The following is a 26,747-nucleotide window of genomic DNA, read 5'->3' on the forward strand; positions in this document are numbered from 1 at the left end:
GTGCGCATGGCGCACCGTTTTTTATTGGGTCAGTGGCGAGTACCGAGCAATTCGATCTCGAACACCAGCGGCGTATAAGCGGGGATCAACTCGCCAGCACCGTCGGCGCCATAGGCTTGGGCGGATGGGATCACCAGACGCCATTTCGCGCCGACCGGCATCTGTTGCAGCGCGCTGCTCCAGCCGCTGATCACACTGTCCAGGCGAAACCATTGCGGTTGCGTGCTCTGATCGAAGACAGTCCCGTCGGGCAACCGCCCTACGTATTTCACTTGCACCTCATCACTGGCCAACGGCTTGCTGCCGGTGCCAGGCGTCAGCTCCGTGAGCAGGATGCCATTCGATAACTCACGCACGCCGGCTGCTGCTTTTTCCTTGGATAAAAATTGCTGTTCGGCAGCGAGTGCTTTTTCACTTTGCGGCGCCTCAGCCTCGGCCGCGCTCTGCGCTTCGTGCTCGGCGAGGATCTGTTCGATACGTGCATTGTCCAGCGCCAGTGGTTTGCCCTGATAGGCTTGTTTAAGGCCATCGATCAACGCCTGAATCTGCAGGTCGGGTACTTCCTGGCGCAGTCGTTCGCCGAGGCTGGCGCCCAGGCTGTAAGCAAGGCCGTGCGGGTCTTGGGTAGTAGTTTTTGACGGCGATTGTTCTGCCGCATGGGTCATGGAAACCACCAAGCCAAGCATTAAAAAAAGGTAACGCGACATGGTTATTCTCCCGCCGAAAGTGCGACGGATTATGCCAGTGTGAGTGCGCAAAAAGTGCCGTGGTTTTTCGTTATATCGATAAGAATTTTCCTACGGTGCAACGCAAGGCAAACGATACTGTCAACATGCCCTAGCGGCGGTAAGAGCAGAGGGCTAGTATGAGCCGCACCCACGTCAGCCAGGAGGTAAACCATGTCGGCCAAACAGAAGCCTGTAAATACCCCGTTGCATTTACTCCAACAACTTTCGGGCAGCTTGCTCGAACATCTGGAAAGCGCGTGTTCCCAAGCCTTGGCTGATGCAGAAAAACTGCTCGCCAAATTGGAAAAACAACGCGGTAAAGCGCAAGAAAAGCTGCACAAATCCCGTACCAAACTGCAAGACGCCGCCACTGCCGGCAAGGCCAAGGCACAAGCCAAAGCCAAAGACGCCGTTAAGGAACTTGAGGATCTGCTGGACGCCCTCAAGGATCGCCAAGCTGAAACCCGCACCTACATTTCCCAACTCAAACGCGATGCTCAGGAAAGCCTGAAACTGGCCCAGGGCGTTGGTCGTGTGAAAGAAGCCGTGGCTAAAGCACTGGGCGCTCGCACGCCAGCAAAAGCCGTTGCGTCGAAGGCTTCGACTAAGGCAGCGTCCAAGTCCGCTGCTGCAAAACCAGCTGCCAAGCCAGCCGCTAAAACCGCTGCTGCAAAACCAGCCGCCAAGCCAGCCGCTAAAACTGCTGCTGCAAAACCAGCCGCCAAGCCAGCCGCTAAAACTGCTGCTGCAAAACCGGCCGCCAAGCCAGCCGCTAAAACTGCTGCTGCAAAACCGGCCGCCAAGCCAGCCGCTAAAACCGCTGCTGCAAAACCAGCCGCCAAGCCAGCCGCTAAAACTGCTGCTGCAAAATCAGCCGCCAAGCCAGCCGCTAAAACTGTTGCTGCAAAACCGGCCGCCAAGCCAGCTGCCAAAACTGCTGCTGCAAAACCGGCCGCCAAGCCAGCCGCTAAAACGGCTGCTGCAAAACCGGCCGCCAAGCCAGCCGCTAAAACGGCTGCTGCAAAACCAGCCGCCAAGCCAGCCGCCAAGCCAGCCGCTAAAACTGCTGCTGCAAAACCAGCTGCCAAGCCAGCCGCTAAAACGGCTGCAGCAAAACCAGCCGCCAAGCCAGCCGCTAAACCCGCTGCTGCAAAACCAGCGGCCAAGCCAGTCGCTAAAACTGCTGCTGCAAAACCAGCGGCCAAGCCAGTTGCCAAACCGGCTGCTGCAAAACCAGCTGCTAAGCCAGCCGCAAAACCCGCTGCTGCAAAGCCAGCCGCCAAGCCTGCACCGGCCAAGCCAGCAACCCCGGCAGCTCCGGCTGCAACCCCCGCAGCGTCCACCGCTCCAACTGCGCCGGCCAGCAGCACGCCTGCACCGGCAGCGCCAAGCACCACCCCAACCAGCGCTTCCTAAGTGCCGGTGGCCTCGACGCGCAGCGACTGCAGCGCGTCGTGGTCAAGGTTGGCGGCTCCGGTCGCCAAGCCTTCAAGCCATCTCGATTGACCGCCTTTCTCGCCAGTCGGCCATGTTTGCGCCAGCACTTGCAGGTGCGTCAGCAACTGCCGTTCAGCTTCCAGCTCCAGGGCCTTGACCCGTTCGCGTAGCGCCGCCAATTGCGCATCCTGCTGCGCCATGGCTCGCCACTGCACGCGTACCTGTCGCAAGGGTTCGACCACGTCTTGCTGCCACGGCTGCGCAATCTGGCGCAACGCCTGCATGCGTTCGGCGGTCGCTGCAACGCCGCGCTGCTCCAGCCAGGCGCCGCAGAGCAACAGGCACACATCCGCGCCTTGTGCCTGCAAGCGCAGGCAAGCAGCTTCAATGCCCGGGTGGGCATACGTCGAGAGGGCAAAGCTCCACAGGTCAGCGCACATATTCACACCCAAGCCAGCGGCCAACGAAGCTGGTAGACTCCGCCGCCATTATGATCCGACTTCAAAGTCTAACATTACAGCGTGGCCCGCAACGTCTTCTTGAAGACGCCGAGCTGACCCTGCACGCCGGTCACAAAGCCGGCCTGATCGGTGCCAACGGCGCCGGCAAATCCACGTTGTTCGCCCTGTTGCTCGGTGAGCTGACCCCGGATTCCGGGAACTGCCTGCTGCCGGCCGACTGGCGCATCGCCCATATGCGTCAGGAGATCGACACCCTGGACCGCATCGCGATCGACTACGTGCTCGATGGCGACCTGCGCCTGCGCCAGGTGCAACACGACCTGGCCGAGGCCGAGAAAGCCCAGGACGGCGCCGCCCAGGCCCGTCTGCACTCGGAACTCGACAGTGCCGACGGCTACACCGCCGACGCTCGCGCCCGCAAGATGCTGGCCGGCCTGGGTTTTACCAATGAACAGATGGACCGCCCGGTCGCCGACTTCTCCGGCGGCTGGCGCATGCGCCTGAACCTGGCCCAGGCGCTGATGTGCCCGTCCGACCTGCTGCTGCTCGACGAACCGACCAACCACTTGGATCTCGATGCGATCCTGTGGCTGGAAGATTTCCTCAAGAGCTACCCGGGCACCTTGCTGCTGATTTCCCACGACCGGGATTTCCTCGACGCCGTGGTCGACAATATCGCCCACGTCGAACAGAAGAAAATCACGCTCTACCGTGGCGGCTACACCGCATTCGAGCGCGCCCGCGCCGAACGCCTGGCTCAGCAGCAGCAAGCCTTCGAGAAGCAGCAAGCGCAACGTGCGCACATGGAAAGCTACATCGCCCGGTTCAAGGCCCAGGCCACCAAGGCCCGTCAGGCCCAGAGCCGGATCAAAGCATTGGAGCGCATGGAAGAGCTGTCGGCGGCCCACGTCGATTCGCCGTTCGATTTCGTGTTCCGTGAGTCGGTGAAAATCTCCAGCCCGTTGTTGGACCTCTCGGATGCACGCCTGGGTTATGGCGACAAAACCATTCTGGAGAAGGTCAAGCTGCAGCTCACGCCGGGCGCGCGTATCGGTTTGCTCGGCCCCAACGGCGCAGGCAAGTCGACGCTGATCAAGAACCTGTCGGGTGAACTGCAACCCCTGGCCGGCCGCCTGACGCGTGGCGAGAACCTGGTGGTGGGCTACTTCGCTCAGCATCAGCTGGACTCCCTCGATTCCAAGGCCAGCCCGTTGCTGCACCTGCAGCGTCTGGCGCCGACCGAACGTGAGCAAACCTTGCGTGATTTTCTCGGTGGCTTCGACTTCCGTGGCGCACGCATCGATGAGCCTGTGTTGAATTTCTCCGGCGGCGAAAAAGCCCGCCTGGCCTTGGCCCTGATCGCCTGGGACCGGCCAAACCTGCTGCTGCTCGACGAACCGACCAACCACCTGGACCTGGAAATGCGCCTGGCGCTGACCATGGCCTTGCAGGAATTCAGTGGTGCGGTACTGGTGGTGTCTCACGATCGCCACTTGCTCAAGAGCACCACCGACAACTTCCTGCTGGTGGCTGACGGCAAAGTCGAAGAGTTCGACGGCGACCTGGACGATTACGCGCGTTGGCTGACGGACTACCGTCTGCGCAACGCGCCGGCCAGCAATACGCCGGTCAACCCGGACAAGACCGACAAGAAGGCCCAGCGCCAGGCCGCCGCCGCCCTGCGTCAGCAGCTGGCGCCGCACAAGCGCGAAGCCGACAAGCTGGAAGCCGAGCTGGGCAAGGTGCACGAGCGCCTGGCCAAGATCGAAACCAGCCTGGGCGACAGCGCCGTGTACGAGGCGGCGCGCAAGGACGAGTTGCGCGACTTGTTGGCCGAACAAGCCAAACTCAAGGTGCGTGAAGGTCAGTTGGAGGAAACCTGGATGGAAGCCCTCGAACTGCTGGAAACCCTGCAAGCGGAGCTGGAGGCGCTGTCCTGATGGAAGCGCTGCAATTGCCATTGCCGACGCAGTGGGTCGAACCGGTCTGGATCGGTGTGCAAATCCTGCTGATCCTGCTGGCGGGTTACCTCGCCCAGCGCTTCGTCGCCAAGGGCCTGAATCGTCTGGGGGAGCGTTACCCGTTCCCGCCACAACTGCTGATGCCCCTGCGTGGCGGCCTGCGCTGGCTGATCATGGGCAGCGCGTTGATCTTCGTGCTGGGCCGTCTCGGCGTGTCAGCCACGGTGCTGTGGACGGCGCTGTCGGGGTTTGTCGCGGTGGCCGCCGTGGCGTTTTTCGCCATGTGGTCGGTGCTGTCCAACCTGCTGTGCGCGATCTTGATTTTCACCGTCGGGCCGTTCCGCCTGGGTGACATTGTCGAGTTGGTGGATACCGTCGACAAACCCGGCGTCAAAGGCCGGGTCGTGGCGATCAACCTGCTCTACACCACGCTGATCGAAGTGCAGGACGCCGGCACCGACAGTGCGATGGTGCAAGTGCCTAACAGCTTGTTCTTCCAGCGCTCGGTGCGGCGTTGGCCAGGCACCCATGTGTTCCCTGGCGACCGCTAGTATTTACATCCTGTAAAAATATCTAGCCAGCCTTTGCTCGGCGGAGTTAGTTTTAGGCTCAATCGCTAACTCTCCCTCTGAGGTGTGTAATGGCACTCGACACATGGCTGGCCTTTTTTGTGGCCAGCTGGATCATTTCCCTGTCCCCCGGCGCTGGCGCCATCGCGTCGATGTCCAGCGGCCTGCAATACGGTTTCCTGCGCGGCTATTGGAATGCCATTGGCCTGCAACTGGGCCTGGCGATGCAGATTGCCGTGGTCGCGGGCGGCCTGGGCGCCATTCTGGCGGCGTCCTCGAACGCGTTTTATGCGATCAAATGGTTTGGCGTGGCGTACCTGGTGTACCTCGCGGTCAAGCAATGGCGCGCGCTGCCCATGGACATGAGCGAAGACTCGGCCATACGCCCGATCGGCAAGCCGCTGGCGATGATGTTCCGTGGCTTCCTGGTCAATGCCAGTAACCCCAAGGCTCTTGTGTTCATGCTGGCGGTGCTGCCGCAGTTCGTGAACCCGCAGGCGCCACTGCTGATCCAGTACCTGATCCTGGGCGCGACCATGATCAGCGTCGATATGATCGTGATGGCGGGCTATACGGGGCTGGCGTCGAAGGTCTTGCGCCTGCTGCGCACGCCTAGACAGCAAAGACGCATGAACCGCACCTTTGCCGGGTTGTTTGTGGGGGCTGCGGGTTTCCTGGCCAGCTTGCATCGCGCAACGACCTGAGGCTGACAAAGCCGGCTAAAAATGTCGGAGCTGGCTTGCCTGCGATAGCGTCACCAAGGTGTAACTGATACACCGCGGTGCCTGCATCGCTGGCAAGCCAGCTCCCACATTTGTTTTGTGTTGCGTGTGCAACCGCAGCTTCAGCGCAGAATCTTCGGCGCTTCATCCCTGGGCAGGTTGTTGCGCAGCGCAGGCTTGCCGGGGTCTTGATACCCGCCGCCCAGCTGCTCTGCCAGTTGCCTGGCCACATCCTCACCCAAGGCTTTCGACACCTCCCTTACCACTCGTGGCCGGTTCAGGCTCACGCGCACATCACGGCTGTTCACCAGCTTGGTGTTCTGGCCTTCGCCCATCGCGGTAAACGCCGAGGTGATCTCGAAGGTGCGCGTGTTGATCAGGCTGAAATCCGCCACCAGCGTCAGGCCCAGCACGGCCGAGTAGCTGTTGGTGTGGTCCAGGGCGTTGATGTCCTGGGTGAAGTCGATGTCTGACAGGGTGCCGAACAGCACGTAGTCGGCGCCCTTGAAGTTGCCGGCCTTGATGCGCTTGATCACGTCATACACATCGCCCTTGGCGTCGGCGGTGTAAGGCGTGCCCTGTACCAGTTGGAACTGGTGCGACTTGAGAATTTCGCCCTTGATATCACCGCTGAATTTACGCAGCTCGGCCTGTTCGATGTAGCTGGTGCGGCTCTCATACTCGCTGTAGCTCGACGCACCGCTGGCCTGATAGGCGCTGGCCTGGAAGTTGTTGCTGGCCGAGACCGCGTGGATGTACTCCTCGACGCGCGCCTCGTAGGCAAGGTCAGTCACCGCGATCTTCGGGGCGGCCGAGGCGCCAAAGGCGCACAGCAGGCCGATCATGCCGATCCATGCACGCATTGCTCAGCGCTCCGTGGTTTTGCGGATTTCTTTCTCGTCCATCCATTCGGCCAGGCCGCTCTCGACGTCGATCAGCTGAAGGCTGAATTTGTAGAAGACGTCTTTGTAGTCCGAGCTGCGCTTGACGATGGAGCTGATGGAGCCTTCCAGGCGGTACTTGGCGGCGACCATATTGCCGGTCTTGCTGACGGTGGCTTTTTTGTACAGGCCGCTCTGGTTTTGCAGCTTGAGCTGGTCAACCTGGCTTTGCATATCGGTGTTGTCGCTGGCGAAGCGCGCAGTGCCGGTCTTCATCAGCTGGGTCTTGATCGACGTGGTGATCTCACGGGTGTCGATGTACTCGCTGGTCTTGTTCTTCACGTCATACACCTGCACGACCGGGCGGCCCTGCAAGATGCCGGACTGGGCCAGGGAGCGGGTCATGCTTTCGGCGATCATCTGCAGGTCGGTCGAGCCGAACTCGTTGGTGACCAATTCCACGGCCTTAGAGTCGCCGTAGCTGATGTTCTTGCCGCCAAGGACCGGCGAGGTGTTGGAGCAACCGCTGGCCAACAGGGCAACCACGGCGAGAATCGAGACGCGTGCAAACATGGGGAAATCTCTCTGAAAACTGATAGGTGAAGGCTTCAAGGCGTTTTCACTTCAAGACGAAAGTCCGCCGCCTGAGGCAGGTTGGCGATGGCCGGCAAGAACGTGGCCTGGTTGGCGTACAGGTTCAGCACTTTCCAGGTTTCTTCATCGCCCACCGGGAAACCGTCGGCGCCCAGCCAGGCAAAGCGGTAATACATCATCTGGTTGCTGCTGGTGATGTTGCTCAGCTGCACCTTGGCCGTGAGAAAGCCATTTTCACGGGCCACACGAATGGCACCGACGGCGATGCCTTTGAACGTGCCCATCACCACGATTTTGCTGGCGGCGCTGCCAGGCTCCGGCGGCGGCGGGGTCGCGCAGCCAGCGAGCAGGACCAGCGCCAGGGCGCCGAGAATGAAATGACGCATAGCGTGCTCCTTAAGGTTGTTTGAGGGCGATGGCCTGGTTGGCAGCACTCGGCACCACGTGGGCCGCGAGGCCACCGGCGAATACCTGGTTGCCGACCACGCGCAGGGTGATCACCTGATAGCGCTGGTCGGCCTTGACCGTCACCAGCGTGCCGCCCAGGGCGTTGGGCAGGCTGACCTGGTGGTCGCCGTGCTTGAGGCGCAGTCGCGTCACTTGGGTCAGGTCCGGCAGCGTGCGCCAGGTGCGCGTGTCGGCGCCTTCGGTCACGGCCGAGGCGATGCCCAGCACCAGGCCCGCCATGGGGTTGGTCTTGTTCAGGTTGTTCTGCGCCACGCCACGGCTGACCGCACGCACGGTGGTGCGCAGGATGATCCCCGGCATGTCATCACGCAGGGCGCGGCGCGACATGGCCGTGGTGCTGTTGAGTGCGGTGAGGTTCTGTTGCTTGCCGTCCACGCCGATCTGGGCAAAGGTCGCGGTGGAGTTGTCGGCCTTGATCACCGGGAACGACAGCGGGGTGATCACCAGGTTGCCATTGATCGGGATCGGCAATGGCAGGCGGATCGAATCACGTGCCGGTGCCAGGCCGCTCTGGACCACGATCAGCACGTCGGTTTCATCGGCGCCGACCTTGGACTTGTCCAGCTCAAGCAACGCCTGCTCCAGCAGCGGCGTGTTGGGGCGCAGTTCGGCGGCCTTGCGGTAGCCGGGCGCAGCCAGGTCTTTTTCGCCGAGGGCTTCGTAGACAAAGCCTGCCAGGTAATGGCTGAACGCACTCTGGTAGCTGTTTTTCAGGCCGACCACTTCCGGCGCGTCCAGTGCCTCCACCGGGTAGCCGCGCAAGTCTTTGATCTGAGTGGTGACGCCTTGGCGCTCGGCTTCGTTTTCGCGCTTGAGGTATTCCTTGTCGCGCAGGTCGGCGATCACCGCTTCGCGTTCGTGGGTCTTCTTGATCTCGGTGCGGGCACCGTCGAAGTCGTTCACGGCCAGCAGGTTCAAGGCCATCTGGGTGGTGAGCATGACTTTTTCGTAGTCATAACCTTCGTAGCGACGCACTTTGTCGTTGACCAGGAAACTGCCGAACTGGGCGAGGTACTTTTCGCTGTCGAATTTGACTGACTCTTCCCACTTGTAGACCTGCAGGTCGGCGCTGCGCCAGGCGGTCTGGCTGCCGGTGAGGTCGCCCTTGGCGCGCAACAGCTCGCCCTTTTCGAAGAAATAGAGCAGGTCTTTGTCGTCGCCGGTATTGTTTTTTTCCAGCAGGGTCAGGGCACCGTCGACATTGCCGGTGGCCAGCTGTTGGTTGGTGGCTTGCAGCTCAGTGTCGTAGCTGCGAAACATCGAACAACCGGACAGCAAGGTCACCGCCGCGAGTGCGAGCGGGGTTAAGGCGCGAAATGCCATACAAACTTCTTCCCTGAAAATAATCAGCCGATGTGCCTATTCCTCATAAAAACGAGGAATTAAATTCCCTTTCGCAATAACAGGGCGCGGCATTATAAGCGCCATTAATGGCAAAACAATGGCTTTTTGCTCCGTTTTTTGTGCGATTGCCATCATGTCGACGGCGATATTTCCATCGCCTTATCACTGACGTCTTGAGTCAAACCCCTTAACGTTAAACAATGTGTTACTTCGCATTTCCCTTTGAGATTCATTCATGACTGCCCTTTACCGTTTTCTCGCCTGGCTGCTGCTGCCGGCGCTGATGTCGTGCAGCTTTAATCTGTTGGCGGCAACTGCCGAGGGCGCGCCTCAAGCCTTGCATCTGCTCGATTACATCGGTGCCGACTACCCGCCAGCGGTGGACGCGGGCAAGGTCGTGGATGAATCCGAATACCGCGAACAGGTGGAATTTCTTGGTGTATTGCAGGGCCTGGTAGCGGATTTACCCGAGAAGCCCGAACGCGCCGATTTGATAAAGGGCGTCAACGAATTGCTGGCGGCGGTGACCGCGCGTGAAGAGGGCGCGACCGTCGCCCACCAGGCCCGTCAATTAGGTGCCAAGTTGGCAGTGGCGTACGAAGTCAGCCAGGCTCCGGCGATCACACCAGACCCCACGCGCGGCGCACCGCTTTATGCCCAACACTGCTCGGTATGCCACGGCACTGCGGGCGCCGGTGATGGCCCGGCCAGCACGGGCATGATGCCGCCGCCCGCAAACCTGCGCGACGCCGCGCGCCTGGACCGCCTGAGCCTTTACGCGATCTACAACACACTCGGTCTGGGCGTCGAGGACACTGACATGCCGTCTTTCGCTGACCAATTGGATGACCGTCAACGCTGGGACCTGGCGACCTACATCGCCGGTTTCACCGCTGACCCGGCTGCGGCAAACAGCGAACAACCCTTCAACCTTGCCGACCTGGCCCGCCAGACCCCCAATGAAGTGCTCGCCGCAAACGGCCCGGCCGCCGCCGCGACGTTCCGCGCCCAACGTGCGCAGCCACCACAGGTCAAGCGTGGCCCGGCGCAGTTGCTCGATTACACCGCGACCACGCTGGACAAGAGCCTCGCCGCGTTCCGCAACGGTGATCACGAACAGGCCTACGACTTGTCGGTAGCCGCCTACCTGGAAGGGTTTGAGCTGGTGGAAAGCTCGCTGGACAACGTCGACGCCAACGTGCGCAAGGACACCGAGAAAGCCCTGATGGCCTACCGGCAGTCATTGCAGGACGGCCTGCCGATCGAGCAGGTTCAGCAGCGTCTGGACGTGGCCAAGGGCAAACTCACTGAATCTGCCGGCTTGCTGGGCAGCGATGGCTTGAGCTGGTCGTTGAGTTACATCTCCGGCCTCCTGATTCTGTTGCGTGAAGGTCTGGAAGCGATCCTGGTGCTGGCGGCGATTTTGGCTTTCCTGCGTAACACCGGCCAGCAATCGGCGGTGCGCAGCGTCAACGTCGGTTGGGGTCTGGCGCTGTTGGCCGGTCTGGCGACGTGGGCATTGGCGGCGTATGTGATTGACGTCAGCGGCGCCCAACGCGAATTGCTTGAGGGCTGCACGGCACTGTTCGCCAGTGTGATGGTGCTGTGGCTTGGCGTGTGGATGCACGACCGACGCCACGCGGCGGCCTGGCAGGATTACATCAAGAGCAGCCTGGTGGGCGGCGGCGGGCGCTTCGGCTTTGCCATGCTGGCGTTCTTCTCGGTGTACCGCGAGCTGTTCGAAGTGATCCTGTTCTACGAAACCCTGTGGCTGCAAGCCGGCCCCGCCGGGCACAACGCGGTGCTGGCCGGTGGCGCCACGGCGCTGGTGCTGCTGGTGGGCCTGGCGTGGGTGATCCTGCGCGGCTCGGCGAAGCTGCCCTTGGCGTTGTTCTTCGGCATCAACGCGGCGCTGCTGTGTGCGCTGTCGGTGGTGTTCGCCGGCCATGGCGTGAAGGCCTTGCAGGAAGCCGGCATCTTTGGCACACGGCCGGTGGCGTTCTTTGACTTCGACTGGCTGGGCATCCACGCCGACGCGTATTCGTTGAGTGCGCAGGCCGTGGCGATCCTGGCGATTGTGGTGCTGTACGGCCGCAGCCGCCTGGCAGAAAAACGCCGCGTGGCAGCCTGACCATGCGCGTGTGGATCGATGCGGATGCTTGCCCACGGGCGGCCAAGGACCAGGTGGTGAAATTCGCCCTCAAGCGCCACTTCGAGGTGGTATTGGTGGCGGGGCAAAGCCAGATCAAACCGAGCTTTGCTTGTGTGAAGTTGATCGTGGTGCCCAGCGGCCCGGATGCGGCGGATGACTACCTGGTGGAGCACGCCGTGTCCGGTGAGCTGGTGATTTGCAGCGATGTGCCCTTGGCCGACCGGCTGGTGAAGAAGGGCGTCACGGCCCTTGACCCTCGCGGCAAGGAATTCAGCCCGGCCAACATGAGCGAACGGCTGGCGGTGCGTAACCTTTTCACGGATCTGCGCGAGCAGGGCCAGATGGGCGGAGGCCCGCCGCCCCATGGGGAAAAGGATAAGCAGGCGTTTGCCAATGCGCTGGACAGGATATTGACCAAGTTGATGCGCGAGGCCTGACGTTGGCGAGCAGTGTTCTTGTGGCGAGCGGGCTTGCCCCGCGTTGGGGGGCGAAGCCGCCCCAAAACTTCACGCCGCAGATTAACTGACTGACCGCGTTGTCTGGATCGGGGCTGCTGCGCAGCCCAACGCGGGGCAAGCCCGCTCGCCACAACAAGCCCTGCTCGCCACGAAGAGCCTGCCTGCCACAACGGTGGGCTAACCACCCTTAAGTGTTCGGGACGCGCTCAATCATTTTCGTGGGTCAATTCCAGCACCCGATCCACGAGTTTGTTGATACCTGAGGCCACCTCACTGATGTTCTTGCCAAGCATGTAGGCCGGGGTGCTCACCAGTTTGCGCGGGGTGTCCTCGACGATGTCTTCCACTGTGCAGTCGCGGTGGGTGGCGCCCATCTTGTCGAGGGCAGCGGCGGTGTCGGCGTCGTTGCCGATGGTGCACGTCACGCCTGGGCCGTAGATTTTCGCGGCCAGTGCCGGCGAAATGCAGATCAGCCCCACCGGCTTGCTCGCTTCGGCGAAGGCTTCCGCCAGCGCCAGCACCTGCGGGTTGACGCTGCAACCCGCACCTTCCACGGCAAAGTTCGACAGGTTCTTCGCCGCGCCAAACCCGCCGGGCACGATCAGCGCATCGAAATCTTCGGCGCGGGCCTCACGGATATCTTTCACGTCACCCCGAGCAATCCGCGCCGACTCCACCAGCACGTTACGCGACTCGGGCATCTCTTCGCCGGTGAGGTGGTTGATCACGTGATGTTGCGCGATATCCGGCGCAAAACATTGGACCTGGGCGCCTCGCTGGTCCAGGCGCAGCAAGGTAATCACGCTTTCGTGGATCTCTGCGCCGTCGTACACGCCACAGCCGGAAAGGATCACTGCAATCTTTTTGCTCATGAGTATTTCTCCCTATTTCATGGCGTTAAATGTCTACTAATTTGTCATCTGTTGCCAATGGGATCTCGCGCCGCTACACCTAATCTTGATCTAACAAAAACAGACCGGACTAGCCCATGGACTTCGTGCCTTACGCGGTACCGTTTTTCATTGCCTTGATCGTGGTTGAACTGCTGGCCGACCGTTGGCGCGGCGCGCGCAACTATCGGGTGGCCGACGCCATCAACAGCCTCAGCACGGGTGTGCTGTCCACCACCACGGGCTTGCTGACCAAGGGGGTCGGGCTGCTGACTTACGCCTTCGCCCTCAAGCACCTGGCGTTGGTCGAGCTCTCGGCCCAGAGTGTGTGGACCTGGGTGTTCGCCTTTGTGTTCTACGACTTCTGCTACTACTGGCTGCATCGCTGCGGCCATGAGCGCAACATCCTGTGGGCCGCGCACTCGGTGCATCACCAGAGTGAGGACTACAACCTCACCACCGCCTTGCGCCAGACCAGCACCGGCTTCTTGCTGAGCTGGATTTTCTACCTGCCCCTGGCCGTGGTGGGCGTGCCGCTGGTGGTGTTTATCAGCGTGGCCTCGCTCAATCTTCTGTATCAATTCTGGGTGCACACCCGTCACGTGCCCAAGCTTGGCTGGTTCGAATGGTTCTTCGTCACACCGTCCAATCATCGGGCTCACCATGCACAGAACGCTCTTTACATGGATCGCAACTATGGCGGCGTGTTCATTATTTGGGACCGGCTGTTCGGCAGCTTCCAGGAAGAAGACGACAACGAACCGGTGATCTTTGGCGTGACCACGCCCTTGGCCAGTTGGAACCCGCTGTGGGCCAACCTGCAGTTTTATGCACAGTTGTGGAGTGATGCGCGGCGTACCGAGCGCGGGTGGGACAAGCTGCGCATCTGGTTCATGCGCACCGGCTGGCGCCCGGCGGACGTGAAGGCCAAGTACCCGCTGGCCAAGCCCGACTTGAGCCAGTTCCGCAAATTCGAAGTGCCGCTGGACGCACGCCAGCAGGTCTACGTTGCCCTGCAATTTGCGGCATATGTGGGGTTTGGCAGCTATCTGATGAATGCAGGCGAAGGGCTGCCCACGGCGGCGTTGATCCTGGGCTGGAGCGCGATGGCGTTAGGGTTGTTCACGCTGGGCGTGGCGTTGGAGAATCGCCCCTGGGCCCTGAAGGCTGAGCTGGTGCGCCTGGGGCTGAATGTACCGTTGGTATGGCTGGCACCGCTGGTCGGGCTGTGGCCGGCCAGCAATTTGGGCTGGCTGGGCCTGGTGAGTTACAGCTTGCTCAGCGTGATCGGTCTCTACTGCTGCAGAAACCGGCTTACTCGATTGGCGTCTTAGGCGCGTCGACCTTGGTGGGCTCGGCAAGTCGCTCTGCGGCCAGCCGGGCCTTGGCATCTTCGCAGGCCTGGCGGGCAATGCGCGCGTTCTTGAAGCGGCGACGCAGCCACAGGCCCAAGCCCAGCAACAGCAGTGCGCCCAACACCCACAGCTCATATTTCTTGATGCTGCCGAGCATGTCTTCCAGCACCGCGCCAAAATGATAAGCCGCAGCGCCCAGCGCCGCCGCCCACACCGCAGCGCCAATGCCGTTGAGCAGCAAGTAACGCAAAGGCGGGTAACCGGACAAGCCAATCGCCACCGGCATCACGGTGCGCAGCCCGTAGACGAACCGAAAGCTCAACACCCAGATATCCGGATGCTTGCGGATATGTTCCAGCGCTTTGTCGCCCATCAATTGCCAGCGCGGCTTGCGCGCCAACAGTTTGCGGCCATGCTTGCGCCCCAGGAAGTACCACAGCTGGTCACCGGCATAGCTGCCAAAGAAGGCAACGACCACCACCAGGTTGATATCCATGTATCCACGGAACGCCAGGAAGCCTGCGAGAACCAGAATGGTTTCGCCTTCGAAGAACGTGCCCAGGAAGAGCGCAAAGTAGCCGAAGTCATGCAGAAATTGTTGAAGCATGGTCTGGGGTGCTGGCGAAATGAACGCGCAGCCTACGCCTTCGTGGACATTCATGAAAGTATCGAGATGTGTCACGAAGTGAACAATTCCTACATATGCGACGAATGCGACTGCAGGTCGCATCGATAAGCACAACTGTCATTCCTTCGTCATAATGGCCGCTTATAACTGCAACGCTCGCCCGTAAACACGGGCTCAGGAGTCTGTCGTGAGCTTTACCCCTGCCAATCGCCTGTTCCCTGCTACCCGCCTGCGCCGCAATCGCCGTGATGATTTTTCTCGCCGTTTGGTGCGTGAAAACGTGCTGACGACGAACGATCTGATCTTGCCGGTGTTTGTGCTGGACGGTGAAAACCGTCGGGAAGCAGTGGCATCGATGCCGGGTGTGGAGCGCTTGACCATTGATCAGCTGCTGATCGAAGCGGCGAACTGGGTGGAACTCGGGATTCCGGCGCTGGCGCTGTTTCCAGTGACGCCCTCTGAACTCAAGTCGCTTGACGCTAGCGAAGCCTGGAACCCGCAAGGTATTGCCCAGCGTGCTACCCGCGCGCTGCGCGAGCGTTTCCCGCAGCTGGGTGTGATCACCGACGTGGCGCTGGACCCGTTCACCACCCACGGCCAGGATGGCATTCTTGACGAAGACGGCTATGTTCAAAACGACATTACCGTCGATGCGCTGGTCAAACAGGCGCTGTCCCACGCAGCCGCTGGCGCCCAGGTCGTCGCGCCGTCGGACATGATGGACGGTCGCATCCAGGCGATTCGCGAAGCCCTGGAACTGGCCGGCCACGTCAATGTGCGGATCATGGCCTACTCGGCCAAGTACGCCAGCGCCTATTACGGGCCTTTCCGCGATGCGGTGGGCTCGGCACTGAACCTGGGCAAGGCCAACAAGGCCTCGTACCAGATGGACCCGGCCAACAGCCAGGAAGCCCTGCACGAAGTGGCGGCGGATCTGGCTGAAGGTGCCGACATGGTGATGGTCAAGCCAGGGATGCCCTACCTGGACATCCTTTATCGGGTCAAAGAGGAATTCAAGGTGCCGACCTTTGTCTATCAGGTCAGCGGTGAATACGCGATGCACATGGCCGCGATCCAGAATGGTTGGTTGAGTGAAGCGGTGATCCTCGAATCCCTGACTGCCTTTAAACGTGCCGGCGCTGATGGCATTCTGACCTACTTCGCCGCCCGCGCCGCCCAATTGCTTAGAGAGCAACAATAGCCCTCACAGGAACACTCAATGAATACCGAAGGACTCTCAGAAGTTGCCGTAAAAGACGCTCACCCGGTGGTGGAACAAGTCACCGAAACCCCGCCGGAGCTGGAGCCCGCACCGCCTGCCGTGGTGGCCGAAGCGCCCGCGCCGGCCCCGGTGGTCGCGGTCACCAACCTGGATGACAGCAGCCTGTACATCCACCGCGAGTTGTCACAACTGCAATTCAACATCCGCGTACTCGAGCAGGCGCTGGATGAGTCCTACCCGCTGTTGGAGCGGCTGAAATTCCTGCTGATTTTCTCCAGCAACCTGGACGAGTTCTTCGAGATCCGCGTCGCCGGCCTCAAGAAACAAATCACCTTCGCCCGCGAACAAGCCGGTGCCGACGGCCTGCAGCCGCACCAGGCCCTGGCGCGCATCAGCGAGCTGGTGCACGGCCATGTCGACCGCCAATACGCGATCCTCAACGACATCCTGCTGCCGGAGCTGGAAAAACATCAGGTCCGCTTCATCCGTCGCCGGCACTGGACCACCAAGATCAAGACCTGGGTGCGCCGTTACTTCCGTGACGAGATTTCACCGATCATCACCCCGATTGGTCTGGACCCGACGCACCCGTTCCCGCTGCTGGTGAACAAGAGCCTGAACTTCATCGTCGAACTGGAAGGCATCGACGCCTTCGGCCGCGATTCAGGCCTGGCGATCATCCCGGCGCCGCGTCTGTTGCCACGAATCATCAAGGTACCGGAAGAGGTGGGGGGCGCTGGCGACAACTATGTATTCCTGTCGTCGATGATCCACGCGCACGCCGATGACCTGTTCCAGGGCATGAAGGTAAAGGGCTGCTACCAGTTCCGCCTGACCCGTAACGCCGACCTGGCGCTGGATTCCGAAGACGTCGAAGACTTGGCCCGCGCCCTGCGCGGTGAGCTGTTCTCGCGCCGCTACGGCGACGCGGTGCGCCTGGAAGTGGCCGACACTTGCCCTAAACACCTGTCGGACTACCTGCTCAAGCAGTTCAACCTGGCCGAGTCCGAGTTGTACCAGGTCAATGGCCCGGTGAACCTGACGCGCCTGTTCAGCATCACCGGCCTGGACAGCCACCCGGAGCTGCAATACACGCCGTTCACTCCGCAGATCCCGAAACTGCTGCAAAACAGCGAGAACATCTTCAGCGTGGTGAGCAAGCAGGACATTCTGCTGCTGCACCCGTTCGAGTCCTTCACCCCGGTGGTCGACCTGCTGCGCCAGGCCGCCAAGGACCCGCATGTTCTGGCTGTGCGCCAGACGCTGTACCGCTCCGGCGCCAACTCGGAAATCGTCGACGCACTGGTAGACGCCGCGCGAAACGGCAAGGAAGTCACCGCGGTGATCGAGTTGCGTGCGCGCTTCGACGAAGAGTCCAACCTGCAACTGGCCAGCCGTCTGCAAGCGGCCGGTGCGGTGGTGATCTACGGCGTGGTCGGTTTCAAGACCCACGCCAAGATGATGCTGATCCTGCGCCGCGAAGCCGGCGAGATCGTGCGTTACGCGCACTTGGGCACTGGCAACTACCACGCCGGCAACGCCAAGCTCTACACCGACTACAGCCTGCTGACCTCCGACGACGCCTTGTGTGAAGACGTCGGCAAGTTGTTCAGCCAGCTGATCGGCATGGGCAAGACCTTGCGCATGAAGAAGCTGCTGCACGCGCCGTTCACGCTCAAAAAGGGCATGCTCGACATGATTGCCCGCGAGACCCAGTTCGCCCTCGACGGCAAACCGGCGCACATCATCGCCAAGTTCAACTCGCTGACCGATCCGAAGATCATCCGCGCGCTGTACAAGGCCAGCCAGTCCGGTGTGCGCATCGACTTGGTGGTGCGTGGCATGTGCTGCCTGCGTCCGGGCATCGCCGGGGTCTCGCATAACATCCACGTGCGATCGATCATCGGCCGCTTCCTGGAGCACACGCGGGTGTTCTACTTCCTCAACGGCGGCGAAGAGCAGATGTTCCTCTCCAGTGCCGACTGGATGGAGCGCAACCTCGATAAGCGTGTAGAGACCTGCTTCCCGGTGGAAGGCAAGAAGCTGATCATGCGCGTCAAGAAAGAGCTGGAAAGCTACCTCACTGACAACACGCACAGCTGGAGCCTGCAGTCGGACGGCCGCTACGTGCGCAACACGCCGACCGGCAACCAGAACCCGCGCAGTGCGCAGGCGACGTTGCTGGAGAAGCTGGGTAGCCCGATTCTTGCGGTGAACTAAAGCCAACGCGCTCTGAAAATGTGGGAGGGGGCTTGCCCCCGATGAAGGAGTGTCAGTCAACAGATTCATTGACTGGTCCACCGCCATCGGGGGCAAGCCCCCTCCCACATGTGTTTTTGCAGTGTTCTTTAGATCGGCTCAGCGCAGGTTCAGGCTGAACCCCACCCGCGTCAGCCATTCCGCTTCCTGGGCGAAGTCCGCCTGGGTCAGCTGGTTTTCATCCAGCCAGCCTTTGGGGAACACCACGTCCAGGCTGTCGCCGTGGGCGCGCAGGGTTACCTGGGGCATTTCCTGGGTGCCGCGGATGTGATGGAACAGGATCGCAAAGCGCAGCAGCACGCACAGGCGAATCAGCTTGCTGCCTTCGCTGCCGAAGTCGGCAAACTTGTCCTTGGGAATGTTGCGGCGATGGCCACGCACCAGCAGCGCGAGCATCTGTTGGTCTTCGCGGGAGAAACCGGCGAGGTCCGAGTGCTCGATCAGGTAGGCGCCATGCTTGTGGTAATGGTAGTGGGCGATGTCCAGGCCCACTTCGTGCACCTTGGCGGCCCAGCCGAGCAGCTCGCGCCACACGCCGTCTGCCAGGTCCCAGTCCTCGGCCACTTGGTCGAAGGCATGCAGGGCCTTGCGCTCCACGCGCGCGGCTTGTTCGAGGTCGACGTGATAGCGCTCCATCAACGAGCTGAGGGTGCGTTCACGCACGTCTTCATGGTGATGGCGGCCCAGCAGGTCATAGAGCACGCCTTCGCGCAGCGCGCCGTCGCAGTGGTCCATGCGTTGCAGTTCGAGGGCGTCGAAAATCGCCTCGAGAATCGCCAGGCCGGCCGGGAAAATGGTGCGCCGATCAGGCTTGATACCGTCGAAGTCGATTTTCTCTGCGTCGCCCAGCTTGAACAGTTTGCGCTTGAGCCAGGCCAGGCCTTCGGCGTTGACCTCACCGGTGCCATGGCCGCCGGCTTTGAGGGCCAGGCCGATGGCGCGGATGGTGCCGGATGAGCCGATGGCTTCATCCCAGGTCAAGCGATGCAGGGCGTGTTCGATGCTCATGATTTCCAGGCGCGCCGCGGTGTAGGCCTGGGCATAGCGCGCCGGGGTGATCTTGCCGTCCTTGAAATAACGCTGGGTATAACTGACGCAACCCATCTGCAGGCTTTCGCGCAGCAGCGGTTCGAAACGCTGGCCGATGATGAATTCGGTGCTGCCGCCGCCGATGTCCGCTACCAGGCGTTTGCCGGGGGTGTCGGCCAGGGTGTGAGAGACGCCGAGGTAGATCAGGCGCGCTTCTTCGCGGCCGGAAATGACTTCTACCGGGTGCCCGAGGATGTCTTCAGCGCGGCGGATGAATTCGCCGCGGTTGCGGGCTTCACGCAAGGCGTTGGTGCCAACGATGCGCACAGCGCCCAAGGGCATGCCGTTGATCAGTTGGGCAAAGCGCTTGAGGCAATCGAGCCCGCGCTGCATGGATTCTTCATTGAGCTGGCGCTCGTCGTCGATCCCGGCAGCCAGTTGCACTTTTTCGCCGAGCCGCTCGAGGATGCGGATTTCGCCGTTCTGGGCCTTGGCCACGACCATGTGAAAGCTGTTGGAGCCCAGGTCGATAGCGGCGATCAAGGACAGATTCTTGGCTTGGGATTGCGGCATGGTTTGGGGGTCTCGGTCGATAACCTGACCATCGTGCCACGATCGAACGCTGGCGCCAACGCGTTGTGCTTCAGTAATTTGCCTGATGCTGTCTGTGGGGAATTCATGTGGGAAATGTAGGCCGGTTTTGTAAGCATGCGACGAATAAGTCAGTCGATGATGTAGGCATTTTGGCTTTTGTAGTGTTCAAGGCGGATTTTGAATTTGCCTACAATGGTTGAGTCGCTGTTCTCTTAGTTTGCTTTGTTATGGACTACCTTGTTATTAACTGAGAGCCACTGTTTATTTTCATCACTCTGACAATAACTGATGTGTTGTCCGATTTTTTAATGAGGTACCAAAGCGACAGACTGTCACTCGGCAATGTTGCCTGGGTGTTATTTATTTATCGTTATGTATGTCCGGGAAGATAAGTGGTTGGGCGATGGATTCGCCAGAACGCGAATAAACAGCGCCTGTTAACTTCGTAGTGACAGGACAAAAATGAAAACAATTGTTGGTTTGACTCTCGGTATCGCCTGCCTGGCTGCAACCCTGACCGCTCAGGCGACCACCAGCGCCCAGCTGGTCGTCAGGGGCACGATTACACCCGCCGCCTGTAACCTCAGCCTGGCCGGCAGCGGCATCATTGATTACGGCACGATTCGTTCCGGCGAATTATCCCAGACCGCGTTCAACACGCGCGAAGAGAAGACCACTTCTCTGGTGGTCAATTGCGGCACAACGCCGGCGAGGTTCGGCCTCTCCTTCACCGACTTGCAGGCGGGCAGCAAAGTGCCAGGTGTCCTGGGCCCAGGCTTTACCGAGGCGCAGAATTTTGGTCTGGGTTCTGTAGGCGCTCGGCGAACCGGTGGCTATTCGGTCACGCTCAGGGATCTGCGTTCTGCCGGTGTGGCGCTGTACCCCATCCTGCGTAATGGCGCCGGCGTTTGGTTGAGCAGCGATGGCAAAGTTGCTCAATCGCCTGCTCAGTATTCATGGCGCAATAGCACCACCTTTACGCCGGCCTCTATTAACCAGTTGACCGGCACGCTTGCGGTGAAGGCGGTCATCAACCGGGCGCAGGATCTGGACTTGAGTCGCGATGTCTCCCTTGATGGGCGCGCCACACTGGTATTGAGTTACATCTAAACAGCGCAAAACAGCCAATCAAGAAACTGACACTTTCTGGTTGGCTGTTTTTTTGTGGGCGTTTAACTGCCCATTGTCAACTTTGTCGGTTGTGGGGGACGTCGAGTGCGTGGGTTTTCAATCATAAGTTTTATAGTGTTTTGGAGTGCAAGTGCCTGTGGTTTTTTTACCGGTGTTGCACAGGCGGACGGCATGCTGCCGGAAACAACGGTGGTGATGCTTTATGAGGAAGAGGGCGAAGCCACAATAAACATCAAGAACACCGATGAAGGGCCGGCGTTGCTTCATTCGGTGGTGGAGAGCGTGCCCGAGGACCAGCAACTGCTGTTGATCGTCACCCCGCCCATCACGCGAGTGGAAGCGGGCGACACGCAGCTGGTGCGTTTTATCAGCACCCAGAGTGAGCCGCTCAAGACCCAACGCCTCAAGCGCGTGTCGTTCGAGGGCATCCCCCAGGCGCGCACGGCGGGCGGTGCGACCATCGGTATCACCCTTCGGCAGAATTTGCCGCTGATCCTGCACCCCAAAGGTTTGCCTCGGCACTCAACACCCTGGGAGCTGCTGAAGTGGCGGCGGACCGGGCAGGGCCTCACGGTCCATAACGACAGTGCCTATGTGGTGCGCCTGGCGCCGGAGGTGCGGCTGCTTCCACAAGGCGCCCCGGCCACGTTGCCGCGCGCCTACCTTTTGCCCGGTGAAGCACTGACCGCACAGGTTGATGGCCCACTGGACGGTATGGCCGAGGTCGAGATCCAGCCCGCCACGGTCTATGGGTTTTCGGTAGAAAACTACCGCGCCCCGATCCACACCGATGAGGGTTGATCGGCCGATGATGAACCCTTCGAGTCACCGCATTGCGGCATTTTTCGGGCCCGGCAGGCCCACGTTGATCATGGGGTTTGCAGCCCTTTGGAGCTTGCCCGGCGTTGTTTCTGCGCTGGAGCTGGGAGAGGGCTTTGACCTTGCGGCACTGACAACCCACGGTATTGACCCAAAGGTCTCCGACTACTTTCGCAGTGCAGCGCGCTTTCGTGAAGGTGTCCATGTGGTGGGCCTGCGGGTCAATGGAAACCCGCTTGGGCTGGTGGATGCACGTTTCGATCACGAGGGGCGATTGTGTTTTACGCCTGGGCTGCTGGAAAAAGCCGGGCTGGTAAAGCCGCGCGAAATCCTCCACGAAGGCGCTACACCGGACGCGACCTGTCATGACTTTCTCGCTGCGTTCCCGACCACAATGCTGAGGCTGCGTCCCGGTACCGAGGAAGTGACGCTGGTTGTGCCGACCCAGTCATTGCGTGCGCCGCAGTGGGAGGCCGGGCCCTTTTCCACGGGCGGCGCAGCAGCGCTGTTCAACTATGACGTGCTGGGTTTTGACAGTCATTCGCGCAGTGGGCCCAGCCGGTTCATCTCGGCCTACACCGAGGCAGGCTTCAACCTTGACGATTGGGTGGTTCGCAGTCGCCAGTTCTATGTGTCCGACAACGGCAAGACCCGTACCGAACACCTTTACGCTTTTGCCCAGCGGGATGTTGCTGCGTTGCAGTCGACTTTCCAGGTCGGCCAGATCTCCAGCCATAACCCGTTGTTTGGCGGGGTCCAGTTGTCCGGGCTGCAGTTTTACCCCGATGGCCAATCCCGTGCCGCTGCGGGCGGCAACAATGCGGTGGTCGAAGGCCTCGCCCAGAGCCAGTCGCGGGTTGAAGTGCGCCAGTCCGGCGCGTTGATCCACAGCACGTTGGTGCCCGAAGGCCCGTTCAGGCTTGCGGGGTTGCCTTTGCTCAATGCCACCAGTGACCTGGACGTCAGCGTGATCGATGTGCGCGGTGTCAGGCGCAGCTTCGTGGTGCCGGCGGCTTCGTTCGCCGGGGCTGGCCCGGCGGCGCCTGGTTATTATTTTTCGGTTGGCAAGCTGCGCAAAAACACCCTCGAAGAGGGGCCGTCACCGCGGGTCGCCATGGCCAGCGGCACATGGGGGCTGGGGCGCGATTCGTCGGCGGGCTTAGGCGTGTTGAGCGCCGATGACTATGGGTCGGCGGGCGGCACCCTGAGCAGCGTGTTCATGCAGCGGGTTTCCGTGGGGGCACGTCACAACCTGTCGCGAGACAGCAAAAACGCAGTGTCCGGGTCGCGCAGCAGCGTCTCCGTGAGCAGCCCGGTGCTGGCCAATGTTGACGTCAACCTCAGTGCGACCACCCAGACCCAGGGTTATCGTGAGGTCACTGAAGCCGGCCGCGTCGCCCGGCCCGACGAATTGGGTTCGCGCTTCAAGAACCAGTACACGGCAGGCATGAGCTGGGCCGATCCCACGCTGGGTGTGTTCTCGCTGGGCTATACCCGCAGCGCTCAATTTGACGGGCGAACGAGCGAGCATGTGTTTACCTCGTGGAACAAGTCATTCAGCCGCGCCGATGTCGCGTTGATTGCCGATTCGCAAGTGGGCGGCACTCGGTCGGATCGTGACGTCACGCGTGCAGGCAACCGGCGCGAACGGGCGCTGGACAACGACCTGTCCGTGCGGTTGCAGGTCAGCGTGCCATTGGGTGGGGACCGTCGTGTGCACAGTTACACCAGTCGTCGCGGTGATCAGTTCACCGCCGGCACATCGCTCAGCGAACGGGTCAACGAGTATGTGAATTACGAAGTGGGCGTCGAGCGCGACCTCAAGGCCCGGCAGGCATCGGTGCGCGGGCAGGTGGACCTGCTGCCCCGTTATACCCGGGTCGGCCTGGGTGTCAGCCGCGACCCGCAGGGCAGCAGTTACACCGGGCAGCTGCAAGGCGGCGTGGTGGCTCACGCAGGCGGGCTGACCTTTTCGCCTTACCCCGTGCAGGACACCTTCGGCATCGTCTCTGTCGGGGATATCGGCGCGGCAAAAGTCGAGACCCCCCAAGGCCCGGTGTGGACCGATTTCAGCGGGCAAGCCGTGATCGCAGGCCTGCCGGCCTACACCAACAGCCGGGTCGAGGTGCAGACCCCGTCCTTGCCCAGGCGCGTCGACCTGAAAAACGGCACGCAGGTGCTCACGGCGGGTCGTGGATCCTTTAATGCCGTGGATTTCGATGTGGTGAAAGTGCGCCGTATTTTGCTCACTGCAAAGGATCAGCAGGGCCGGCCATTGCCCCAGGGTGCCTCGGTGTTTGGCAGGGGCGATCGCTTCCTGACCAGCGTGGTGGGCGAGGGCATGGTGTTCCTCAATGACGTCAATGAGGCGCAAAGCCTGCGTGTTTCATTGCCGGACGCTTCCACCTGCCTGCTACGCATTGACCTCAAGAGCCAACCCGACAATGACAAGTTCTATGAAACCACCTCGGCGGTGTGCCATGGCCGTTAAGCTTAAAAGCGTGCCCTTGGTCATGCTCTGCGCACTCCTCGCGACGGCTGATGCCCGGTCTGAAAATTGCCGGTTATCGGTGAGCCAGCCGCGTATAGACTACGGCGTTATTCGCAGGGAGGCGCTCGTTGAAAGCCCTTCCGTGGCGCTCCGCACTCGCTCGCTGAGTGTGAATGTACTGTGTGCTGAGCCCGCGGCAATCGCATTGCGTTTTATCGGCGTGGCTGCCGATGGCGAGGGCTTTCGTTTTGGGCGCCAGGGGCGTTTGCGCCTGAACCTCAAACACGCCCGTTTAGATGGGCAGGCCGTCGGCTGGGCGCTCGCGCACTCACCCGGCGAGACCGTCAGCGGGCACCTGTTGCCCGGCCAAACGTTGATAGCGCGAGTGGCCGGGGGGCCGAGGGCAGGACGTCAATTCACGGCCCAGGTCGATATCGACACCGACCTGGCTGCCGACGCCTTCCAGGTGCGTAGCGAAACACACCTTGAGGCGCAGGGCAGTTTCGAACTGGTCAGCTCGGCTGTTCCACCGAGCCAATGAAGTTGGCGAATTCCGGCGTTTTGGGGTTGGCGAACAATGTCTTGGGGTCGCCCACCTCATGCACTTTGCCTTGGTGCATGAACACCAGTTTGTCGCCGACTTCCCGGGCGAAGCGCATTTCGTGGGTCACCATGATCAGGGTCATGCCGTCGTTGGCCAGTTGACGCACCACGCTGAGCACTTCATTGACCAGTTCAGGGTCCAGGGCCGAGGTGATTTCGTCGCACAGCAGCACCTTGGGTGACATGGCCAGTGCGCGCGCAATGGCGACGCGTTGCTGCTGGCCACCGGACAGGCGATCCGGAAAGGCGTCGAACTTTTCCCCCAGCCCGACGCGCTCCAGCATCTGCCTGGCGAGCTGTGCGGCTTTGGCCTTGGGCACTTTTTGCACCACTTGCGGCGCGAGCATGACGTTTTCGCCCACGGTCAGGTGCGGGAACAGGTTGAACTGCTGGAACACCATGCCGACTTTCTGCCGCAGGCTGCGCAGGTCGGCGCGCGCGGCATCGAGGTACTCGCCATCGACTTCGATCACACCGTCGTTGATCGATTCCAGGCCATTGAGGGTACGCAGCAAGGTGGACTTGCCCGAGCCGCTGCGGCCGATGATCGCCACCACCTGGCCTTCTTCGACTGTCAGGTCGATGCCCTTGAGTACGTGGTGATCGCCGTAATACTTATGCAGGGCGGAAATTCTAAGCAGAGGCATGCAGTCTCCTTTCCAGGTAGCGGGCACTGAGGGACAAGGGGTAGCAGAGCAGGAAGTAACCGAGGGCCACCAGGCCGTAGACCATGAAGGGTTCGAAGGTAGCGTTGGCGAGCATGCCGCCGGTCTTGGTCAGTTCGGTAAAGCCAATGATCGAGGTCACGGCGGTGCCTTTGACCACCTGCACCGAGAAACCCACGGTGGGTGCCACGGCAATCCGCAACGCTTGGGGCAGGATCACGTAGCGCAGTTGTTCAAGCGGGTTGAGTGCCAGGCTGGCCGACGCTTCCCATTGCCCGTGGGCGATGGATTCGACGCAGCCGCGCCAGATCTCGGCCAGGTAGGCGCTGGTGAACAGGGTCAGGGCAATGGCCGCCGCCAGCCAGGGCGAAATATCCACGCCCAACAGGGCGATGCCGAAAAACACCAGGAACAGCTGCATCAACAGCGGCGTGCCCTGGAACAGTTCGATATAGGTGCGCGCAATATTGCGCGCGAAGGCTTTGCGGCTGATGCGCATGGTCATCACCAGCAGACCGATCAGGCCGCCGCCGACAAACGCCACCAGCGACAGCAACAGGGTCCATTGCAGGCCAACCGCCAGGTTGCGCACGATGTCCCAGAACGAAAAATCACTCATCGGCTGTTCCTCATCACAAACCGCCGGCCGATCCAGTTGAGCAACTGGCGAATCATCAACGCCATGCACAGGTACACCAGCGTGGTCAGCGCGTAGGTTTCAAAGGCGCGGAAGTTGCGCGACTGAATAAAGTTAGCGGCAAAGCTCAGCTCTTCGGTGGCGATCTGCGAACACACGGCCGAGCCGAGCATCACGATGATGATCTGGCTGCTCAGGGCCGGCCACACCTTGCCCAGCGCCGGCAGCAGCACCACGTGGCGGAACGCCTCGAAACGCGTCATTGCCAGTGCGGCAGCGGCTTCCAGCTGGCCGCGAGGGATCGCCTGGATGCCGGCGCGGATGATCTCGGTGGAGTAGGCCCCCAGGTTGATCACCATCGCCAGCACGGCGGCTTGCCATTCGGTGATTTTCAGCCCCAGCGAGGGCAGGCCGAAGAAGATGAAGAACAACTGCACCAGAAACGGCGTGTTGCGGATCAACTCGACATACACACCGAAGAACCACGCAAACGGCTGGATCTTCCAGGCCCGCACCACGGCGCCGACGGTGCCCAGGGCCACCCCGAGAATCGCGCCGATGGCCGTCAGCTCAAGCGTGAACAGCGCGCCGCGCAACAGCAGGTCGGTGTTGGCGAGCACAGGCATAAAGTCAAATTGATACGCCATGA

At 61.2% G+C, this 26,747-nt stretch carries 25 protein-coding genes; 13 read left to right on the forward strand and 12 right to left on the reverse strand.

Features of this window, described 5'->3' with window-relative positions; all coding sequences use genetic code 11:
- Positions 1-29: 29 nt before the first annotated feature.
- Complete coding sequence (locus ACM530_RS10990; RefSeq protein ID WP_416364761.1) at positions 30-707, reverse strand: FKBP-type peptidyl-prolyl cis-trans isomerase; 678 nt, start codon at positions 705-707, stop codon at positions 30-32.
- 192 nt (positions 708-899) lie between these two features.
- Here ACM530_RS10990 and ACM530_RS10995 point away from each other — a divergent pair, with 192 nt between their 5' ends.
- Positions 900-2,144, forward strand: a complete 1,245-nt coding sequence (locus ACM530_RS10995; protein WP_416364762.1) for an AlgP family protein — start codon at positions 900-902, stop codon at positions 2,142-2,144.
- Here the strand turns inward: ACM530_RS10995 and ACM530_RS11000 are convergent.
- The gene (locus ACM530_RS11000) at positions 2,141-2,605 is read right to left on the reverse strand and encodes a TIGR02444 family protein (RefSeq protein WP_416364763.1); all 465 of its coding nucleotides are present in this window, start codon (positions 2,603-2,605) and stop codon (positions 2,141-2,143) included. The two genes, ACM530_RS10995 and ACM530_RS11000, sit on opposite strands and share 4 nt — an antisense overlap.
- Positions 2,606-2,655: 50 nt before the next feature.
- Here ACM530_RS11000 and ACM530_RS11005 point away from each other — a divergent pair, with 50 nt between their 5' ends.
- The 3 genes from ACM530_RS11005 (at position 2,656) to ACM530_RS11015 (ending at position 5,860) form a co-directional block, all read left to right on the forward strand.
- Positions 2,656-4,566 carry an ATP-binding cassette domain-containing protein gene (locus ACM530_RS11005; protein ID WP_416364764.1) on the forward strand — a complete coding sequence of 637 codons (1,911 nt, stop codon included), beginning with the start codon at positions 2,656-2,658 and terminating at the stop codon, positions 4,564-4,566.
- Complete coding sequence (locus tag ACM530_RS11010) at positions 4,566-5,138, forward strand: mechanosensitive ion channel family protein (protein WP_145158036.1); 573 nt, start codon at positions 4,566-4,568, stop codon at positions 5,136-5,138. Before ACM530_RS11005 ends, ACM530_RS11010 begins: the two co-directional genes overlap by 1 nt.
- 89 nt (positions 5,139-5,227) lie before the next feature.
- A complete protein-coding gene (locus ACM530_RS11015) occupies positions 5,228-5,860 on the forward strand; it encodes a LysE family transporter (protein ID WP_145158033.1) in 633 nt (210 codons plus the stop codon).
- 140 nt (positions 5,861-6,000) lie between these two features.
- On the opposite strand, the gene ACM530_RS11020 is transcribed toward ACM530_RS11015, so the two are convergent.
- From ACM530_RS11020 to ACM530_RS11035, 4 genes are read right to left on the reverse strand one after another with little or no spacing between them, the layout of a single operon-like run.
- Positions 6,001-6,741, reverse strand: coding sequence for a penicillin-binding protein activator LpoB (locus ACM530_RS11020; RefSeq protein WP_416364765.1), 741 nt, complete (start codon positions 6,739-6,741; stop codon positions 6,001-6,003).
- 3 nt (positions 6,742-6,744) lie between these two features.
- Positions 6,745-7,332: a penicillin-binding protein activator LpoB gene (gene lpoB / locus ACM530_RS11025; protein ID WP_106575805.1), complete on the reverse strand. Its 588-nt coding sequence runs from the start codon at positions 7,330-7,332 to the stop codon at positions 6,745-6,747.
- 35 nt (positions 7,333-7,367) lie between these two features.
- Complete coding sequence (locus ACM530_RS11030; RefSeq protein ID WP_106575804.1) at positions 7,368-7,739, reverse strand: YcfL family protein; 372 nt, start codon at positions 7,737-7,739, stop codon at positions 7,368-7,370.
- 10 nt (positions 7,740-7,749) lie between these two features.
- The gene (locus ACM530_RS11035) at positions 7,750-9,144 is read right to left on the reverse strand and encodes a COG3014 family protein (RefSeq protein ID WP_242199652.1); all 1,395 of its coding nucleotides are present in this window, start codon (positions 9,142-9,144) and stop codon (positions 7,750-7,752) included.
- 256 nt (positions 9,145-9,400) lie between these two features.
- Between ACM530_RS11035 and ACM530_RS11040 the strand changes: the two genes are divergently transcribed.
- Together ACM530_RS11040 and ACM530_RS11045 are read left to right on the forward strand one after the other, a co-directional pair.
- Complete coding sequence (locus ACM530_RS11040; protein WP_416364766.1) at positions 9,401-11,296, forward strand: FTR1 family protein; 1,896 nt, start codon at positions 9,401-9,403, stop codon at positions 11,294-11,296.
- 2 nt (positions 11,297-11,298) lie between these two features.
- Positions 11,299-11,754, forward strand: a complete 456-nt coding sequence (locus ACM530_RS11045; RefSeq protein ID WP_416364767.1) for a YaiI/YqxD family protein — start codon at positions 11,299-11,301, stop codon at positions 11,752-11,754.
- Between the two features lie 227 nt (positions 11,755-11,981).
- Here ACM530_RS11045 and elbB read toward each other — a convergent pair whose 3' ends face one another.
- Complete coding sequence (elbB, locus tag ACM530_RS11050) at positions 11,982-12,647, reverse strand: isoprenoid biosynthesis glyoxalase ElbB (protein ID WP_145158018.1); 666 nt, start codon at positions 12,645-12,647, stop codon at positions 11,982-11,984.
- 116 nt (positions 12,648-12,763) lie between these two features.
- On the opposite strand from elbB, the gene ACM530_RS11055 reads away from it, so the two are divergent.
- Complete coding sequence (locus ACM530_RS11055) at positions 12,764-13,999, forward strand: sterol desaturase family protein (protein ID WP_404485872.1); 1,236 nt, start codon at positions 12,764-12,766, stop codon at positions 13,997-13,999.
- Here the strand turns inward: ACM530_RS11055 and ACM530_RS11060 are convergent.
- The gene (locus ACM530_RS11060; protein ID WP_416365087.1) at positions 13,980-14,627 is read right to left on the reverse strand and encodes a DedA family protein; all 648 of its coding nucleotides are present in this window, start codon (positions 14,625-14,627) and stop codon (positions 13,980-13,982) included. The genes ACM530_RS11055 and ACM530_RS11060 overlap by 20 nt on opposite strands.
- Positions 14,628-14,835: 208 nt before the next feature.
- Here ACM530_RS11060 and hemB point away from each other — a divergent pair, with 208 nt between their 5' ends.
- On the forward strand, positions 14,836-15,849 hold the full coding sequence (gene hemB, locus ACM530_RS11065) for a porphobilinogen synthase (protein ID WP_416364768.1): 1,014 nt from the start codon (positions 14,836-14,838) through the stop codon (positions 15,847-15,849).
- 18 nt (positions 15,850-15,867) lie between these two features.
- Positions 15,868-18,090, forward strand: a complete 2,223-nt coding sequence (ppk1, locus tag ACM530_RS11070) for a polyphosphate kinase 1 (protein ID WP_106575798.1) — start codon at positions 15,868-15,870, stop codon at positions 18,088-18,090.
- Positions 18,091-18,228: 138 nt separating this feature from the next.
- Here the strand turns inward: ppk1 and ppx are convergent, their stop codons facing one another.
- Positions 18,229-19,731 carry an exopolyphosphatase gene (ppx, locus tag ACM530_RS11075; RefSeq protein WP_416364769.1) on the reverse strand — a complete coding sequence of 501 codons (1,503 nt, stop codon included), beginning with the start codon at positions 19,729-19,731 and terminating at the stop codon, positions 18,229-18,231.
- 483 nt (positions 19,732-20,214) lie between these two features.
- Here ppx and ACM530_RS11080 point away from each other — a divergent pair, with 483 nt between their 5' ends.
- From ACM530_RS11080 to ACM530_RS11095, 4 genes are all read left to right on the forward strand, one after another.
- The gene (locus ACM530_RS11080; protein ID WP_145158009.1) at positions 20,215-20,862 is read left to right on the forward strand and encodes a DUF1120 domain-containing protein; all 648 of its coding nucleotides are present in this window, start codon (positions 20,215-20,217) and stop codon (positions 20,860-20,862) included.
- 123 nt (positions 20,863-20,985) lie between these two features.
- Entirely contained in the window at positions 20,986-21,684 is a 699-nt protein-coding gene (locus ACM530_RS11085; RefSeq protein ID WP_416365088.1) for a fimbria/pilus chaperone family protein, read from the forward strand.
- A 70-nt stretch (positions 21,685-21,754) separates the two neighbouring features.
- Positions 21,755-24,193 carry a fimbria/pilus outer membrane usher protein gene (locus ACM530_RS11090; RefSeq protein WP_416364770.1) on the forward strand — a complete coding sequence of 813 codons (2,439 nt, stop codon included), beginning with the start codon at positions 21,755-21,757 and terminating at the stop codon, positions 24,191-24,193.
- Positions 24,183-24,734 (forward strand): hypothetical protein, encoded by a 552-nt coding sequence (locus tag ACM530_RS11095; RefSeq protein ID WP_416364771.1) that lies wholly within the window; start codon positions 24,183-24,185, stop codon positions 24,732-24,734. Before ACM530_RS11090 ends, ACM530_RS11095 begins: the two co-directional genes overlap by 11 nt.
- On the opposite strand, the gene ACM530_RS11100 is transcribed toward ACM530_RS11095, so the two are convergent.
- From ACM530_RS11100 to ACM530_RS11110, 3 genes are read right to left on the reverse strand one after another with little or no spacing between them, the layout of a single operon-like run.
- Positions 24,706-25,443 carry an amino acid ABC transporter ATP-binding protein gene (locus ACM530_RS11100; protein ID WP_242199663.1) on the reverse strand — a complete coding sequence of 246 codons (738 nt, stop codon included), beginning with the start codon at positions 25,441-25,443 and terminating at the stop codon, positions 24,706-24,708. The genes ACM530_RS11095 and ACM530_RS11100 overlap by 29 nt on opposite strands.
- Positions 25,430-26,080, reverse strand: a complete 651-nt coding sequence (locus ACM530_RS11105; protein ID WP_262207159.1) for an amino acid ABC transporter permease — start codon at positions 26,078-26,080, stop codon at positions 25,430-25,432. Before ACM530_RS11105 ends, ACM530_RS11100 begins: the two co-directional genes overlap by 14 nt.
- On the reverse strand, positions 26,077-26,745 hold the full coding sequence (locus tag ACM530_RS11110) for an amino acid ABC transporter permease (RefSeq protein WP_064454658.1): 669 nt from the start codon (positions 26,743-26,745) through the stop codon (positions 26,077-26,079). The genes ACM530_RS11105 and ACM530_RS11110 overlap by 4 nt, the downstream gene beginning before the upstream one ends.
- Positions 26,746-26,747: the final 2 nt, after the last annotated feature.

The sequence above is a fragment of the Pseudomonas sp. NFX183 genome (assembly GCF_047943075.1).
Classification (GTDB): domain Bacteria; phylum Pseudomonadota; class Gammaproteobacteria; order Pseudomonadales; family Pseudomonadaceae; genus Aquipseudomonas.

What these genes read in the sequence shown, in the direction of transcription:
- ACM530_RS10990 (WP_416364761.1), bottom strand. Translation starts at nt 707, where the DNA reads ATGTCGCGTTACCTTTTTTTAATGCTTGGCTTGGTGGTTTCCATGACC.
- ACM530_RS10995 (WP_416364762.1), top strand. Translation starts at nt 900, where the DNA reads ATGTCGGCCAAACAGAAGCCTGTAAATACCCCGTTGCATTTACTCCAA.
- ACM530_RS11000 (WP_416364763.1), bottom strand. Translation starts at nt 2,605, where the DNA reads ATGTGCGCTGACCTGTGGAGCTTTGCCCTCTCGACGTATGCCCACCCG.
- ACM530_RS11005 (WP_416364764.1), top strand. Translation starts at nt 2,656, where the DNA reads ATGATCCGACTTCAAAGTCTAACATTACAGCGTGGCCCGCAACGTCTT.
- ACM530_RS11010 (WP_145158036.1), top strand. Translation starts at nt 4,566, where the DNA reads ATGGAAGCGCTGCAATTGCCATTGCCGACGCAGTGGGTCGAACCGGTC.
- ACM530_RS11015 (WP_145158033.1), top strand. Translation starts at nt 5,228, where the DNA reads ATGGCACTCGACACATGGCTGGCCTTTTTTGTGGCCAGCTGGATCATT.
- ACM530_RS11020 (WP_416364765.1), bottom strand. Translation starts at nt 6,741, where the DNA reads ATGCGTGCATGGATCGGCATGATCGGCCTGCTGTGCGCCTTTGGCGCC.
- lpoB (WP_106575805.1), bottom strand. Translation starts at nt 7,332, where the DNA reads ATGTTTGCACGCGTCTCGATTCTCGCCGTGGTTGCCCTGTTGGCCAGC.
- ACM530_RS11030 (WP_106575804.1), bottom strand. Translation starts at nt 7,739, where the DNA reads ATGCGTCATTTCATTCTCGGCGCCCTGGCGCTGGTCCTGCTCGCTGGC.
- ACM530_RS11035 (WP_242199652.1), bottom strand. Translation starts at nt 9,144, where the DNA reads ATGGCATTTCGCGCCTTAACCCCGCTCGCACTCGCGGCGGTGACCTTG.
- ACM530_RS11040 (WP_416364766.1), top strand. Translation starts at nt 9,401, where the DNA reads ATGACTGCCCTTTACCGTTTTCTCGCCTGGCTGCTGCTGCCGGCGCTG.
- ACM530_RS11045 (WP_416364767.1), top strand. Translation starts at nt 11,299, where the DNA reads ATGCGCGTGTGGATCGATGCGGATGCTTGCCCACGGGCGGCCAAGGAC.
- elbB (WP_145158018.1), bottom strand. Translation starts at nt 12,647, where the DNA reads ATGAGCAAAAAGATTGCAGTGATCCTTTCCGGCTGTGGCGTGTACGAC.
- ACM530_RS11055 (WP_404485872.1), top strand. Translation starts at nt 12,764, where the DNA reads ATGGACTTCGTGCCTTACGCGGTACCGTTTTTCATTGCCTTGATCGTG.
- ACM530_RS11060 (WP_416365087.1), bottom strand. Translation starts at nt 14,627, where the DNA reads ATGCTTCAACAATTTCTGCATGACTTCGGCTACTTTGCGCTCTTCCTG.
- ppk1 (WP_106575798.1), top strand. Translation starts at nt 15,868, where the DNA reads ATGAATACCGAAGGACTCTCAGAAGTTGCCGTAAAAGACGCTCACCCG.
- ppx (WP_416364769.1), bottom strand. Translation starts at nt 19,731, where the DNA reads ATGCCGCAATCCCAAGCCAAGAATCTGTCCTTGATCGCCGCTATCGAC.
- ACM530_RS11080 (WP_145158009.1), top strand. Translation starts at nt 20,215, where the DNA reads ATGAAAACAATTGTTGGTTTGACTCTCGGTATCGCCTGCCTGGCTGCA.
- ACM530_RS11090 (WP_416364770.1), top strand. Translation starts at nt 21,755, where the DNA reads ATGGGGTTTGCAGCCCTTTGGAGCTTGCCCGGCGTTGTTTCTGCGCTG.
- ACM530_RS11095 (WP_416364771.1), top strand. Translation starts at nt 24,183, where the DNA reads ATGGCCGTTAAGCTTAAAAGCGTGCCCTTGGTCATGCTCTGCGCACTC.
- ACM530_RS11100 (WP_242199663.1), bottom strand. Translation starts at nt 25,443, where the DNA reads ATGCCTCTGCTTAGAATTTCCGCCCTGCATAAGTATTACGGCGATCAC.
- ACM530_RS11105 (WP_262207159.1), bottom strand. Translation starts at nt 26,080, where the DNA reads ATGAGTGATTTTTCGTTCTGGGACATCGTGCGCAACCTGGCGGTTGGC.
- ACM530_RS11110 (WP_064454658.1), bottom strand. Translation starts at nt 26,745, where the DNA reads ATGGCGTATCAATTTGACTTTATGCCTGTGCTCGCCAACACCGACCTG.